This is a genomic window from Moorena sp. SIO4A1 (genome assembly GCF_010672065.1).
GTDB lineage: Bacteria > Cyanobacteriota > Cyanobacteriia > Cyanobacteriales > Coleofasciculaceae > Moorena.
This window is the reverse complement of the sequence record NZ_JAAHHX010000009.1, coordinates 129,575-144,292: the sequence shown is the minus strand read 5'-3', so window position 1 is coordinate 144,292 and position 14,718 is coordinate 129,575. Positions and strand designations below refer to the sequence as shown.

Genomic DNA, 14,718 nt, shown 5'->3' with positions numbered 1-14,718 from the left:
TGAAAAAGACATTAAAAATGGATAAATCAGGGTGTTCGCTCTAGATGAATCTCATGTGAAAGCTGGAGAGATTTGTGGTTATGGATGGGGTAACCGCAAGCTTAGAAGAGAAATTAATGTGGACAACTATCAAGATTATCAAACTTATTATGGAGCCTTAGATTGTATAAGTGGAGAGTTATTACTTAGAAAATATTCCAAAGCTAACAGTTCCAATACTATCGATTTTATCAACTATTTGCAAGCTCAAAGCCCAGGGAAAAAAATTGTTATAGTCTGGGATGGAGCTAGTTATCACCGTTCTCAAGAGTTTCGGGATTTTCTTTCCATCGTTAATCATGGTGTTCAAAAAGAAGTGCACTGTCTAAGATTTGCTCCCTATGCACCAGAAGAAAATCCCATTGAAAATATTTGGGGGCAAATCAAACAAATTTTACGCCATATCCATTCACGGTGTCGCTCTTTTACCATTACAAAGAAACTCTTTGAATTATTTATTGAGTATCATTTATTCACTATGCCTGATTTAAGTACTTATGAAGCTTTCTCTAATCTCATATAGGATTGGTATATTATCTAAATTATCTAGAATATCATTTAAATTATCAGGGATTTCATATTTCCGATTATCCCCTAATTTATCGTAACAACAAGCGCTATAAGCCTGTTGCATTGGCTTGATTATTTGTTTTTCTAAAGGAAGCAATAGGTTGACTAAACTAGTCGTAATTTCAAATTTTTCCTTGATTGCCTTTAAGCTAGCATTATTGGGATTTTCGTTAAGTGCTTTCTTAAGTAATTTTTCTAAACTATTGCTACTATTGAAATAGTCTACTACTTTGTAAACAATTTCAGTCAAATTTTCCCCACCAGCAATTTCTTCCAGATTTTGACTGAATTGATGTCGTAGCATCATTTCTAATTTAGTTTTACTAGGGAAAGCACTACACAGTGCTGACTCTATCTGCTTGAGGAGATAACCAGGGGTATTTCCAGCATTCATCTATAGCTCTCTACCTATCAACAATACAACTTAATACTCTGGTTCCAACAGAACTGATGCAGTTAAGTTTATTTTGCCTCCAAATCAAATTTGGTAGGGCTTTAACTTTCTAAAAGTATAGATGGAGAGATAGGGATATGGGTAGATGAGCGTTGCTGAATCTTCTTTTGAATATTCGTAGAGCGGGCATCCTGCCCGCCCAAAAAGATCAACCACAGGCAAGATGCCTATTCCACCAGATCAACCACAGGCAAGATGCCTATTCCACTAGATCAACCACAGGCAAGATGCCTATTCCACCAGATCAACCACAGGCAAGATGCCCATTCCACCAGATCAGCCACAGGCAAGATGCCTATTCCACAAAACTCTTAAAATTATTCCATTATTAAGCAACTGCCTCCCCAAGACCGCGCTTTCCATCAAGACAGTCAGATGCACCCCAACCAAACAACCTTCAGCCTTCAACTTTAAACCTTCAACCTTCAACCTTCAACCTTCAACCTTCAACCTTCAACCTTGATATTCCCGACTAACCGGATTAATCCACTCTAACCATTTCACGGGATTTTTCTTTCTTATTAATATCAGAAGGTTTCAGCTTTTGACCCCTAAAGTCTGCTAATAATCCCATCAATGCTGGAACTACTGTAGGTGTCAGTAATGTAGACAAAGCTAATCCTCCAGTCAAGGTAATCCCTAATCCTTGATATAATTCAGCTCCTTTTCCTGGTATTGCTGCTAACGGTAACATTCCCAGTACTGTAGTTCCAGCAGACATGAATATTGGTCGTAAGCGATCGCATACAGCTCTATACAAGGATGTATCGTAATCTATCCCTTCTCGCTGTAATTGCAAAGCTCGGTCTACCAAAAGGATGGCATTATTCACCACAACTCCAGTCAGAATCACAAATCCCAACCCGGTAATCATATCCAGCGGTACCACTACACCAGGAATTCTGTTCACTATCACCAAACTCAACAAGGCTCCGGTTAATCCTATCGGTACGGTTGCCATAATTACTATCGGATAGAGAAAAGAACGGTAGAGTGCTACTAGCAGCAGATAGGTAATCAGTAAAGACAGAAGAAAGATTGACCCCAACTGAACTAATGTTTCTGATAGCAAATCTGCTGAACCAGCTAACTCGACACGATAGCCAGCAGGTAGGGTTTTCCGGAAGGGTTTGAGAATTTGCTGCTCTGTCTGTTGAACTAGTTTTCCTAAGGGAGCTGAGCGCTCGACACTAACGGTTAGGGTAATAGAACGCTGTAAATCTACTCGGTTAATGGTATCGGGTCCAGTGGTATCTAGTACTTCAGCCACATCAGCCAATTGTACTTGCTGACCATTGGGAGTATAGATCACTAACTGACGCAACTGCTCTGGGGTTTTGACAACAGTATGTTGTAATTCAACGGTCACATCCAGTTCCCGTTTACCATCCACAAATTCTGAGGCTTTAATCCCACCGAGAGCAGCTTCAACCATTCTCCCTAACTCAGCTTCTGACAAGCCCACTTCTGCCAGTCGCACCCGATTGGGAATGACTTGTAATTCTGGGGCACCAGTAACAAAACTCGAACGAGCATTGCGCACACCGTCCAGTTGGCGCAATTGCTTAGTAATATCCTGACCCCACTGGTTTAATTGATCCAGGTCTTGTCCTACCACACGCACCGTATAGGACTTGCCTGGATTACGAAAAATGGGAATGCGCCTGGCAACCACAAAGCGATAACCAGGGAAATTAGACTTTACCTTTCCCATCCGATTCACCATGTCATCGAGATTCCTAGCGGTAGCTAACTCTGGCTTGAGACGGACTAAAATCGCGTTGCGTCCGGAGCGTGCTAATACCAAGGTTCGGTCAATTTCCGGCTGCTGTGCCAAGAACTTTCTGGCCGGTTGGGATAGCCGTAGGAATTCTGGAATACTGGTGCCTGGAAAGGGTTCCGTTAACCACATAATTAAATTACGGTTCCCTTCTGGTAGGTAATCCATGGGGGGGAGTAACCGAATACTGACAAAGAGCAATACTACAGGAATCAACAACACAGCCAAACGCCTTCCGATCCGTTTGCCACCAACAGACCAACGCACGGTTTTTAATAACAATCTCTCTAGCTTGCCTTGCCATACTCTAAATACTGCTGAAGTTTTAGCTACAGCTAGCACCAGGACATTTTGGATTTTTGCTCCTCTATTTCGCTGCTTTGGGCGCAATGGTTTTGGGTCTAAACCTTGGCTGCCTAAATCCCCCATCCCCTGCAAAATCTGTTGCGCCTCCGCTTGATTAAGAAACAGTCCCGATAGCATAGGCACTAGGGTCAGAGCTGCAAACAGCGAAAACAATACCGATGTCGATAGAGCAATACCAATATCAAAGAAGAGCTGTCCTGCCTCCCCTGTGACTAAAACAATGGGAGCAAATACTGCTACGGTAGTCAGAGTAGAGGCTAGCATGGCTGACCACACTTCTTGAGTGCCGTCAATAGCAGCTCGGATCGGATTTTTTCCCCGTTGCATGTGGGTGAAGATATTTTCTAGCACCACAATGGCATTATCCACCACCATTCCGACAGCAAAGGCTAATCCTGCCAGACTGATCACATTCAGAGAGCGACCTAGCAAGGCTAAGACAATAAAGACGGTAATAATAGTAGTCGGAATAGTTAGGGCAATTACTGCTACGGTGCGCAATGACCCGAGAAACAGCAGCAACACTAGGGATGCTAGTATCGCACCCATGATCAAATTTTGCTGCACTAAGGCAATAGATTGGTTAATATAGCCATTCTCGTCGTAGTTAATTAAAAACTCGACACCTTCTCCTTGCTGTTCCAGTTGGGCTTCCATTTCCTTGAGTACTGCTCTGACCCCCTTAGATATTTCTGGGACATTGCTACCAATTCGTCTTTCGATACCAATGCCAGCGGTTGGTTGGTCATTTGCTACAAGAACCGTACTTTCTAGCTTGCGACCAATGCGGACATCAGCTACATCCCCCAAATAGACAGTTCCTGATTGGTCTCGGCGCAACACAAACCCTTCCAACTCCTTCACATCCTCAGAGCGACTGACGGTGCGGACTCGGTATTCCCGTCTTCCCACTACCATCGGTCCACCGCGAATATTGCGGTTATTATTGCGCAAAGTATTCACGACATTAGAAAGGGTTAGATTGCGGTCAGCTAAGGCTTTCGGGTCTACAATCACCTCCACTTCCCGTTCCCGTCCCCCAGGAGTAATAATCTGACCCACTCCTTCCACTTGCCGTAACTTGGGTACGATGGCATCTTGAACCAAGTCACGGTAATGGTCTGGGTCAGAATCATGACCTTCTTTGGGCATTAGGACAATCCACATCATGGGACGGCTAACACCACTGACCACTTCAGCAGAGGGGTCTCCCGCTTCTGGGGGTAGAGAGGACACTCGCTGTAATTTGCTCAAGACATCTACTAAGCGAGCATCAATATCTGTTCCCCAATTGAATTCGAGAGAAATCCGACTGCGTCCAGGGCGAGAGCTACTGGTAATTTCTTTAACTCCTGTGACTTCTTCGACGGCTTCTTCGATCGGTCTAGTAATCAGGTCTTCTACTTCCGTCGGTCCTGCTCCAGCGTAGGAGGTGCTAATGGTAATTTCTGGAGTATCACCTCCTGGTCGAAGTTCTAGGGGAAGCTGGAATAGGGCTAAGATGCCACATAGGGCTAGGAGGCAGAACAGAACAAATGTGCCATGTCGCCACCGGACCGCTGTTTCGATAAGTTTCATCAAATTTGGCCGAAGTTGGCAACTTAGGAACTAGGGAATCGGGAATCGGGAATCGGGAATTGGGAATCGGGAATCGGGAATCGGGAATCGGGAATCGGGAATCGGGAATCGGGAATCGGGAATTGGGAATCGGGAATCGGGAATCGGGAAGGATTCTAGAGACTAATACAGCACGGCGGAAATCAATATACTTTTCAAAAAGAGCAAAACTCTTATATACTAAACCTTGAATAAGTAAACATGTAATAATTTTGAATTTTGAATTTTGAATTTTGAATTCCGCACTGTGCTACAAGTTTTTTGAGGTTTGCAAGAGGTCCGATAATTAGGAATTAAGGATTAGTAATGTTAACTGGTGAACCATCTTTTAACCCTTCACCCCCTGACACAACTAGGGGTTGATTGGCTTGTAATTGTTGATTAGTGATCAGGACTTTTTCCCCCATGTCCGCTAGTATTTCTACGGTAAACTGTTGTGCTTTGTCTTGGGAAATGGTATATATTAGGGATTGGTTTTTTCGTTTAATGATGGCATCACGGGGGATAATAAAACTGGGATCTACATCAATGGGTAAGTCTAAGGTGGCTTGAATTCCCATTCCAACTAATAAGTCTTTTGGGGGATTGTTGAGATTTACCCTTACTATTTGTCGCCGTGAGTTGGCATTGGCTGTAGGCACAACGCTGGTAATCTGTGCTCGTTGCTGCCAGTTAGGTAAACTTCGCGGTGCAGTTAATTCCACATACATCCCTGGTTTGACCTGATTAGTAAACTGTTCTGGCACTTCTAGAAAGATATCGAATTGAGCATTATTGACCAAGGTAATGATGGCATCGCCACCTTCCACATAGTTCCCCCTGTCAACCTGGCGGGATTGCACAACTCCGGCTGTAGGCGCTTTAATCGTGGCTCGTTCTGATGCTAGTTGAGCTTGCTCAACCGCTGCCTGAGCTGCTGCTACTACCCCTTTCTGGGCATCAATTTCTTCCTGGGTTGGTCCGACTTGGGCTTCCGCTAACAGAGCTGCTATGCGCAACCGCTCACTGATGGTGGCATCAAGGGTACTTTTGGCTTCAGCAATCTCTTGCTGGGTTTTAGTTTGTTCTGCACTTAGGGCAGCTTGAGCCCGTAAGCGCTCACTGGTAGCTGCATCAGCCGATTTTTCGGCTTCTACTTTTGCTCGTTGAGAGAGAGCTCCTTCGAGAGTTAAGGCTTCAATGCGTTTGAGGTTGTCCTTTGCTTCTTGTTCCCGAGCTTTAGCGGCATCCAGTTCTGCTTGCCGTTGGGCAATTAAATTGGGTTGGACGGCTATCATACCATCAAGGTTGTCCTTTGCTTCTTGTTCCCGAGCTTTAGCGGCATCCAGTTCTGCTTGCCGTTGGGCAAGAATTTCTGGACGGGTTCCTACTTGTAATCGAGCCAGATTACTTTTTTCCTGAGCAAGCCTTGCCTTAGCTTGGGCTAGGGCTAACTGTTGGTCAGCACCATCAAGAATAGCAATGGTCATTCCCGGGGTAACGCGATCGCCTTCTCGGACTTTGAGTTGTTGTATCACACCATCCACCTGAGATTTAATCGTGATTTTTTCACTTGCCTCTACTTCACCCAGTAACTGGATCTGTTTCACTCCTTTACCTAAGGTTAGGGGAATAGTTTCTACAGGTCGCGGTGGTATCTGTTTAGTTTTCGTCGGGGCTACAGGGGGTTCTGGTATTGTCGAGATTTGCAACAACGCTAGACCTCCTACTAAAAAGAGGACTGTGAGTAGCCATGCAGAGGATTTGCCTTTGGTTTCTTCCTGGTTTTGGGAATTTGACTCTGGCTGATAGTGATTAGACACTTGAGGATTTATAGGTTCCATGGTGATGCCCTGACAAAAAGATGTCAAAAAGATGTTTATAGGATAACTTTGCTCAATCCTACTGACGGCCTCATGAACTCGATCAGAGCAGTTGACTTAGATAGGAATTACTCTAGATTTACAAATTTTAATAAAAATTTAATGGTTATGCCATCAAAGTTTTTATATTCTTAGGAGAGGAAAATTTAATCGATGAGTGAACCGCTACTTTGTGTCGAAAACTTGCAGGTGGCCTATCCTAGGAGCCAATCCCTTGAAAAACCCACTTGGGCAGTAGATGATGTTTCCTTCATGCTAGATTCAGGGGAGCGACTGGGATTAGTCGGTGAGTCAGGCTGCGGTAAGTCTACTTTGGGACGAGCAATCATGCAGTTGTTACCGCAACGGTCCCAAGTAAAAGGAAAGGTAAGGTTTGCCGGAAAGTCGGTTTTTGACTTAACCCCTACACAGCTGCGCCAGTTTCGTGGAGAAGCAGTAGCGCTAGTATTTCAAGACCCGATGACTCGCCTTGACCCTTTAATGACTATAGGGGAACACTGCCTAGAAACCCTCAAAGCTCACCAACCCCAACTATCACGACGTGAGAGTAGAGCAAAAGTATTAGAAGCTCTAGATGCGGTGAAAATCCCCGCTAATCGCTTCTCTCAATATCCCCATGAATTTAGTGGGGGGATGCGGCAACGGGTTGCGATCGCATTAGCGTTGTTGCTCAATCCCAAGCTAATTGTAGCAGATGAACCCACCACCAGCTTGGATGTTACGGTAGAGGCACAGATATTAGAAGAATTAACAATGGCTTGTCGAGAACGGGACATGGCACTGTTACTGATTTCTCACGATTTGGCCATGATTGGGGAATATTGCGATCGCATTGCGGTCATGTATGGTGGCAAAATGGTGGAAACTGGGCCAGTGGCACAGATTCTGTGGCAACCTAACCATGACTATACGCGATCGCTCTTAGAAGCGGCACTACATCTTCAGGCAGTTAAAGACCACAATAACAGTCATGACCCTGAGGGAAATTCCAGCTCTGCCATTCCTACCCCTTTGCTACGGGTTACCAATCTCAAGCAATATTATACCTTAGAAAGCAATTTTATTCAGCAACTGGTATCTCAAGAAAAAAACGTTATCAAAGCTGTGGATAACGTCAGTTTTGATTTATATCCTGGTGAAATTTTAGGACTAGTAGGAGAATCTGGTTGTGGCAAAAGTACTTTATCTCGCACTATCTTGCAATTAGTTCGTCCTACGGCTGGAACAGTTGAGTTTAAAGGCACAAATTTAGCTAAACTCAATCGACATTCCCTACAAGAGATTCGTCGTCAAATCCAAATGGTATTTCAGGACCCCCATGCTTGTCTTAATCCTTTAATGACTGTGGGAGAAAGTATTGCCGATCCGTTATTTATTCATAAATTAGCGGCTAATCCAACAGCAGCAAAAAACCAGGTCAAGGAAATGCTAGAACGAGTAGGATTAACGCCTGTAGAGGATTACTACAATCGATATCCCGCTGACCTTTCTGGAGGACAACAACAACGGGTTGCTATTGCTCGGGCATTGATTACTCATCCTAGTTTGGTGATTTGTGATGAACCCGTGAGTATGCTGGATGCTAGTGTCCAAACTCAAGTATTAGAATTAATGTTGGAGTTGAAAGAAGCGTTTAATCTTACCTATTTGTTTATTACTCATGACCTCTGGGTAGCACGATTTTTCTGTGATGGAATCGCTGTGATGAACAAAGGTCAGATTGTTGAAAAGAAACCAACTCATGACCTGTTTACTAATCCTGAGCATCCTTACACTAGAACTTTGCTAGAGGCAGCTCCATTGTTAGACAAACAAAGGTAATTTCTGAGCATTCAGCTGTCAGCTATCAGCTATCAGCTATCAGTTTATGCGCTACGCCCACGCTACGCGAACAGTTATCAGCTGATAGCTGACCGATGCTTCACAGGCTGGAAGCCTGTTCCACAAAGCTGACCGCTGACCGCTGACCGCTGATAGCTTACTAAAGGATTTCAATAGTTTGAGCAGTCATAGCAGACTTACTGGAACCAGAACTCTGACCTTTAATCCGAACCTTCTGATCAGGACTTAATTTTCCTGGGTCAACAGTTTCTCCTTGACGAGTGATTTTGGTATCGGAAAGAAGTTGTACACTATAGGAACCAGACTTCGTCTCTACCTTTAACTGTAGAGGGAAGCTTTCCATAACTGCGACAATTTTACCTTCGATAATCATTTGTTCATCAGTTGACCTTTCTATTGGATTATTATCTGGATTATTACCCTGATTGTTTTCCGATGGAACGTCTGGTTGCGGAGCGCTACAAGCGGAAAAGAGCAGGCTTAATCCAATCAGACTGCTCAAACCAAAATACTTAAAACGAATTTGTAGTTTAGTAGTCATCTGACAGTTTTGTCCTTTGTTAGTTTACCTTTGGGATTGGTAATAGGTAATAAAATCATAGTGAATCGTCAACGACCAATTACCAATTACCAATTACCAATTACCCATTACCCATTACCCATTACCCGCTCAGGGATATGATGATTAGTCCCGGACATATTAGACATTTTTCCAAGCCGACATATTATCAAACACAGACTTAGTGATGCGGACAGCACTGTTAGGACAGCCACCATAGCCGTGAATTCCCACTACATGGTGTTGACCATCTTGCAAGCGCCAGACTGGGCTACCGCTTTGACCGCCATAGGTATCGAGCATATAGGAGAGCTTGCGACCACTGATTCTGGTAATTCGACCAGCATTGAACCATTGTGTGCCAAATGGTTTGTCACCAGCGTAGCCAGAGTTATTTATCAGTAGATTTGTGAGTAAGTCGTCGGATAGATTGGCAAATCCGAACCAGCCGACTCGGTTCCCTAGGGTGTCATCCGGTAGAATAATTGCTCCGTAGTCGAAATCATCATCTTGTTCTTGTGTCCAGCCTTTTACACTGCGGAAGGATGTGCTAACTTGGGAGCCCAAGGGAGCTTCGTTTTCATCAATACCAGGAAAGACCTCAATTTTCCTGGCCCAACCACCAGCACTATGGCTATAGACGCAGTGTCCAGAAGTCATTACTGTCCGTGGTCCAATAAACCAGCCAGTACACAGAGACCGCCTCCCATTAGCTTTGGTAATGATTAACTGGCAAATCCATCGCCAGGGCATACTAGTAAGTGAAGAAATGCGGATGCGGTCGTCACTACCACATACTGACTCCGGCCTTTGGAATTCTCCAGCACCAGCATCTGGAAGATTTTCCATATCCTCTGTGACCAACATTCTTTCCTGGAAATCAAAACCCTCATTAAGGGCTCGGGATTTATTGAATTTGGGTACTGGTTCGATTTCACCGCGACCCATCATTCCCTCAAATTGGTCTTCGATATCTATTGACTGGGATTGAGTTTCGCTGGAAGTGATTTCATGGAGCTGCTGATCCTCCCGTTCTATTTCCTTTGCTTGGTTGCTTTGATTGGAAACTATTTCAGTTTCTGACATAACCATTATCCTTACAATTAATTACTAACAAGAACTCAATTGAATGTTCTTTCCATGTACATAATCGCAAGGTTGCAGTAGGCTTGACAGTACCCGAAAGGGTACTTATAGCGCTACGCGCAAGTCAGAAGGAACGAAGTCAGAAGTCAAAAGTAAGCGATTACTTACGTTTCGGAGTTTAGGAATGTCCTAATCTGAATGGGGCTATATAGTCAATTGTTTAATCAAGGAAAACTTAGGTATTTAACTCAGGGACGGGAGTACATCAGTTATCCTGAACAACCCAACCCTCAAGAACGTGATAGCTGATTGCTGATTTTAGCTAAAATTTGGCATGATAGATGTTTTTCGCCTTTGATACCACAAAGAAGACCTTGATTCCTTATTATAAATAACTTTTTTTCTTTATAATAAGCGCATATTTGTATTTTTCTTTACAACTTAACTATAACACATTAGGGCATCAACACCTACAGCTTAACAATTTGTAAATACATCCCCTATATCCCCTATATCCTTAGATAAGCCCTGTGAGAATAAGAATCACGTACAGCGAGCGAACCTGAATGGCCACGTAATCGATAAACTACTAGATGAACGACTGGCATTGGTCGCCAGCTCTTGGGTAACAGGTGTTTCTGAACCTTGGCTATAACCTGAAGTCAATCAAACGCCTAAGTAAGTCATCCAAGTACATCTTTAGTTTTGGATTTTTAAGAGCTTCTCACAAGCTATACCGTCTTGATCACCATCAAGGTTGTGAATATCCCCGGGATAGGTTTCCAGTAATAATTGAGCTTGTCTTTGACTTTGAAAATCCGCGCAATTACAAGTATCACCTGTACCCACAACACAAGGTGGTATTTCAGGACAGGTTTCATTTTCAAGTCCAATGGAACATAGTGCTCTCTGTCCTGAAGAGCTAAATACAAAAGTCAAAATTGATACTATTAAAGCCAAGGCAGCGATAACATCAGATCGCTCCCATTTGTGACTGTTATTTTTATTATCAGTATGGATCATGATTACATGATTCAAGTTCTCAGTTCAAGTTTCATTGACCATAGATTAGATTCTTCTAACTCCTTGTGTCAAGCCTAATTGAGATGCTCTTACCCTTCATACTTCATAATTGATACTTAACCCTTCATAATTGATACTTAACCTTTCATAATTGATACTTGATACTTGATGCCTTGTTCATTCTTCTTACTTTAACAACTGGGATTCCCAATCCTGACTAGTATCCAACCTAATCACCAACGATTGTTCCTCTTCTGTAAACCCTTCAAATCCAGCCTGTTGACCTTTAAGCAAATCAACCGTAGCATCAGACACATCCCCACGACGAGAGAATAAGCGATTGGCCGTAGGCCACGCTACGCGAACGCATAACACAGCTTCTGGTGCGCAGAGCGTAAATATTTTGTATCGGTAACTGGTAGCGGTTGGCTTTTGCGATCGCTAATTATCGGAAAGCCAGTGGGTCATACTTAGCATGTGACATACTCCCGGCGCTGAACTTGGTTACAGCGCGGGCTTCTTAATTTCACAATTAATACTTTCTGTCCCGCGCCACTTGTCTAGGATTTCTCCCCCGATCGCCCGACTTGACAGACTGTTTCCTTGGGAGCATGTCAATTATGCAGCAACATTAGTACGCTTATCTGGGGAATGGGGAATGGGGAATGGGGAATGGTGATGGGTAATGGGTAATGGGTAATAGGTAATAGGGGGAGCATAAGGAAAAAATCCTGTGTACCTTATTACTATGAGAAACCCTTTAATTAAATAAACAGTAAACTTGCAACTGTTAACAAATAGCAATTAATTAACAGTTGCAAGTTAAATGATCAAAAGCTGCGAATTAAATATAGCAATTTTGATCACGAGTGAGGTACACAGAATTTTTTTCGACTCCGCCCCTCCCCACGCCCGGATCTAGCACTCCCCATACTCTTACTCCTACTCCCTACTCCCTACTCCCTACTCCCTGCTCCCTAAAACCCAAGAAGAAAGTACCTAACCCAATTGAAAACTGCGTTTGCACAATAGCTTAATCGCTACCAACAACTTCCTTGACCGACTCAGCCTGAGATCCCTCCAGACGCGGACCATGAACTTGTACTACTTTTGAAGCAAAATAGTTTCCCCAACGTGCCGCTTGCTTAGTGGTCAAACCATTGGTGAGTCCAAACAACACACCACCGGCAAACGCATCACCAGCTCCTACCGTATCCACGGCCTTAGCTGGGAATCCAGGCACCTGGAAAATTGTTTTATTTTCCACCACTAAACAACCATTAGGGCCATCAGTGATAAAAGCTGTATCCACTAACTCGCCTATTTTACCAGCACAATCAGACAAGGATTCCACTCCACAGAAGTGGCGTGCTTCTGCCGCGTTACAGAAGACCACATCACAATAATCTGTAATCAAGTTACGGAAATCATCAGCAAAATTCTCTACTAGAAAGAAGTCGGAAAAGGTAAAAGCACTCTTTACTCCTTTAAGCTTGGACTGTTCCATCGCCTCAATACAAGCTTTGCGAGTGTCATCTCCCGTCCAGAGATAGCCCTCAACGTAGCTATATTTGCATTGGCTGAGTCGTTCCACATCAATATCAGTAGGAGCCAAAGTAGTAGACACTCCCAGATGAGTACACATAGTACGCTCAGCATCAGGCGTAGTTAGAACCACACAGGTACCAGTTGGACCACTAGATAGCTCAGCTGGATGCACATCAAAGTGAATCCCTGCCTCCAATAGGTCTTGTCGGTAAAATTCCCCATTGGTATCTCTAGAGACCTTACCGGAATAGAAGCCTTTACCACCACTTTGAGCGATCGCAATCATAGTATTAGCAGCCGAGCCTCCTGAGCTCAGTTCCACAGACACATGCTGATGCTCAAGATTCTGTAGAATCATAGCCTGCTTTTGGGCATCCATCAACGTCATTGCCCCTCGATTCAGGTCATGTTCCCGGATAAAATCATCATCCACCAGTGCCAGAATATCGACTAAAGCATTTCCGACACCAAAGACATCAATAGGTCTTGACTGTTGAGAGTTTTCTGTCATTTTCTTCCAATCCAACTAATCATTCACAAAAAATCCAGGGAAATTTTAACTCTCCCCTGGCTTAATCAGACAAATATAACCAACCTATCATTGCTTTCTAAAGTAATGATATTGTTTTCGGTTCAATACTTATCATGGAACATTATTCGTCAATTTAAAATTGAACATTGAAAATTCTTAGTGAAAATTATCAGTGGTCAATCGGCAATTAACAAAATATGATTTAAGGTAGGGAGCATGTCAACTTTGTAATTAGGTACATAGATCCCCCCTAACCCCCCTTAAAAAAGCTGTTTCATTCTCGCCAAAAATAGATGGGGAGATGGGGAGATGGGGAGATGGGGAGATGGGGAGATGGGGACCCACCCCTAACCCCGACCAGGAGGGGAATAAGGAGCGCGAATAGTCGTGATTTTGGCCAAATTTATCTAACCATACTCAAAAGCCGAATCACGAATTGTTAGTCATTTGAGTTGATTGAAGCCGGCTAATTAGTCAGATTTTAATGACTAAATTTGGGGATTTTTCGGAAAATTTTGAGCTATTTCCCTATCCCCTCCTGGTCGGGGTTAGGGGTGGGTTCCCCCTATCCCCCTATCTCCTTTTCTCGTTAACTTATTTTTCTTTGAAACAGCCCTACCTTAAAAAAGGGGGGAATTAGATTTAAAATTCCCCCTTATTAAGGGAAACGGGGGATCTGAATCAGGGATTAACAAAACTGACATGCACCCTTTAAGGTAAGCTATCAGCCAACGGCTGATAGCTTAATGCTTACCTGTATTGTGCAACGCTTTATTTAGAGGTGATAGCAAGAACACTTAATTTAGGATCATCCATAACCTGGATCCCTTCTGGCAAGACTAACTCGTTAATGTAGAACATCTTACCCTGTTCCAAATTTGATATATCAATATCAATGGTTTCGGGAATTTTATCTGGGGGACATTGCACTTTCACTGTTGTAAGCCTTTGCTGCAAAATTCCACCTTGCTTAACTCCCACGGATTCTCCCACTAGCTTCAGAGGTACAACAACCTCTACTTTATTTTGAGAAGCCACCGAAAAAAAACTGAGGTGGTAAAGGGAATTTTTCCAAGGATGAGATTGTATTTCCCGCAGGAGCACTGGACCATTCCAGGAAAGGTCAGGAATAGAGAGCTCGATCAGGGTATTATTAACCGAGGCTGTTTTAAGCAAGTCTTCTGCTGCTTTAGCCGTCATAGTTAAGGATACAGATTCTGCACCATTGTGACCGTAAAGTACGGTGGGAATCAAGCCAGAACGGCGTAAGGCTCTCGGCTTACTACCTTCTGGTCGCTTTTGACATTCTACAGTAACATTCATCGCTAGGAATTTAACTCTTCGAGATAATATAGCCAATTTAATGGCGATTACTGGTCAGCTACCGGTCGATTCCGCCACCGAGGGGGGTGCTGACCTCAATGGTGAGTCAGGGTTTTT

The 14,718-nt window shown here is 43.6% G+C and carries 15 protein-coding genes; 6 read left to right on the top strand and 9 right to left on the bottom strand.

Going from position 1 to position 14,718, the window contains the following annotated elements; all coding sequences use genetic code 11:
- Positions 1-31 precede the first annotated feature (31 nt).
- On the top strand, positions 32-562 hold the full coding sequence (locus F6K53_RS09990) for a transposase (RefSeq protein ID WP_293080490.1): 531 nt from the start codon (positions 32-34) through the stop codon (positions 560-562).
- Here F6K53_RS09990 and F6K53_RS09985 read toward each other — a convergent pair.
- Positions 527-1,003 carry an effector-associated domain EAD1-containing protein gene (locus F6K53_RS09985; RefSeq protein WP_293080488.1) on the bottom strand — a complete coding sequence of 159 codons (477 nt, stop codon included), beginning with the start codon at positions 1,001-1,003 and terminating at the stop codon, positions 527-529. The two genes, F6K53_RS09990 and F6K53_RS09985, sit on opposite strands and share 36 nt — an antisense overlap.
- A gap of 319 nt (positions 1,004-1,322) precedes the next feature.
- Between F6K53_RS09985 and F6K53_RS09980 the strand changes: the two genes are divergently transcribed.
- A complete protein-coding gene (locus F6K53_RS09980; protein WP_293080485.1) occupies positions 1,323-1,526 on the top strand; it encodes a hypothetical protein in 204 nt (67 codons plus the stop codon).
- Between the two features lie 18 nt (positions 1,527-1,544).
- Here the strand turns inward: F6K53_RS09980 and F6K53_RS09975 are convergent, their stop codons facing one another.
- Positions 1,545-4,787, bottom strand: a complete 3,243-nt coding sequence (locus F6K53_RS09975) for an efflux RND transporter permease subunit (protein ID WP_293080482.1) — start codon at positions 4,785-4,787, stop codon at positions 1,545-1,547.
- Positions 4,788-4,792: 5 nt separating this feature from the next.
- Between F6K53_RS09975 and F6K53_RS09970 the strand changes: the two genes are divergently transcribed.
- Positions 4,793-5,017, top strand: a complete 225-nt coding sequence (locus F6K53_RS09970; RefSeq protein WP_293080479.1) for a hypothetical protein — start codon at positions 4,793-4,795, stop codon at positions 5,015-5,017.
- A gap of 102 nt (positions 5,018-5,119) precedes the next feature.
- Here F6K53_RS09970 and F6K53_RS09965 read toward each other — a convergent pair whose 3' ends face one another.
- Positions 5,120-6,649, bottom strand: a complete 1,530-nt coding sequence (locus F6K53_RS09965) for an efflux RND transporter periplasmic adaptor subunit (protein WP_293072647.1) — start codon at positions 6,647-6,649, stop codon at positions 5,120-5,122.
- Positions 6,650-6,841: 192 nt separating this feature from the next.
- Here F6K53_RS09965 and F6K53_RS09960 point away from each other — a divergent pair, with 192 nt between their 5' ends.
- Positions 6,842-8,509 carry an ABC transporter ATP-binding protein gene (locus F6K53_RS09960; protein ID WP_293080477.1) on the top strand — a complete coding sequence of 556 codons (1,668 nt, stop codon included), beginning with the start codon at positions 6,842-6,844 and terminating at the stop codon, positions 8,507-8,509.
- Positions 8,510-8,669: 160 nt separating this feature from the next.
- Here the strand turns inward: F6K53_RS09960 and F6K53_RS09955 are convergent, their stop codons facing one another.
- The 4 genes from F6K53_RS09955 to F6K53_RS09940 all read right to left on the bottom strand — a co-directional run bounded on the left by F6K53_RS09955 (position 8,670) and on the right by F6K53_RS09940 (position 11,573).
- Entirely contained in the window at positions 8,670-9,071 is a 402-nt protein-coding gene (locus tag F6K53_RS09955) for a hypothetical protein (RefSeq protein WP_293026877.1), read from the bottom strand.
- Between the two features lie 159 nt (positions 9,072-9,230).
- Positions 9,231-10,175, bottom strand: a complete 945-nt coding sequence (locus F6K53_RS09950) for a serine protease (protein ID WP_293026874.1) — start codon at positions 10,173-10,175, stop codon at positions 9,231-9,233.
- A gap of 699 nt (positions 10,176-10,874) precedes the next feature.
- Positions 10,875-11,198 carry an excalibur calcium-binding domain-containing protein gene (locus tag F6K53_RS09945; RefSeq protein ID WP_293026871.1) on the bottom strand — a complete coding sequence of 108 codons (324 nt, stop codon included), beginning with the start codon at positions 11,196-11,198 and terminating at the stop codon, positions 10,875-10,877.
- Between the two features lie 186 nt (positions 11,199-11,384).
- Positions 11,385-11,573, bottom strand: a complete 189-nt coding sequence (locus tag F6K53_RS09940; protein ID WP_293026868.1) for a hypothetical protein — start codon at positions 11,571-11,573, stop codon at positions 11,385-11,387.
- 494 nt (positions 11,574-12,067) lie between these two features.
- Here F6K53_RS09940 and F6K53_RS09935 point away from each other — a divergent pair, with 494 nt between their 5' ends.
- On the top strand, positions 12,068-12,235 hold the full coding sequence (locus tag F6K53_RS09935) for a hypothetical protein (protein WP_293026865.1): 168 nt from the start codon (positions 12,068-12,070) through the stop codon (positions 12,233-12,235).
- Here F6K53_RS09935 and F6K53_RS09930 read toward each other — a convergent pair.
- Positions 12,232-13,257, bottom strand: coding sequence for an adenosine kinase (locus tag F6K53_RS09930; RefSeq protein WP_293026862.1), 1,026 nt, complete (start codon positions 13,255-13,257; stop codon positions 12,232-12,234). The two genes, F6K53_RS09935 and F6K53_RS09930, sit on opposite strands and share 4 nt — an antisense overlap.
- 314 nt (positions 13,258-13,571) lie before the next feature.
- Here F6K53_RS09930 and F6K53_RS09925 point away from each other — a divergent pair, with 314 nt between their 5' ends.
- Entirely contained in the window at positions 13,572-13,721 is a 150-nt protein-coding gene (locus F6K53_RS09925; RefSeq protein ID WP_293026859.1) for a hypothetical protein, read from the top strand.
- Between the two features lie 328 nt (positions 13,722-14,049).
- Here the strand turns inward: F6K53_RS09925 and F6K53_RS09920 are convergent, their stop codons facing one another.
- A complete protein-coding gene (locus F6K53_RS09920; RefSeq protein WP_293026886.1) occupies positions 14,050-14,601 on the bottom strand; it encodes a 50S ribosomal protein L25/general stress protein Ctc in 552 nt (183 codons plus the stop codon).
- Positions 14,602-14,718: the final 117 nt, after the last annotated feature.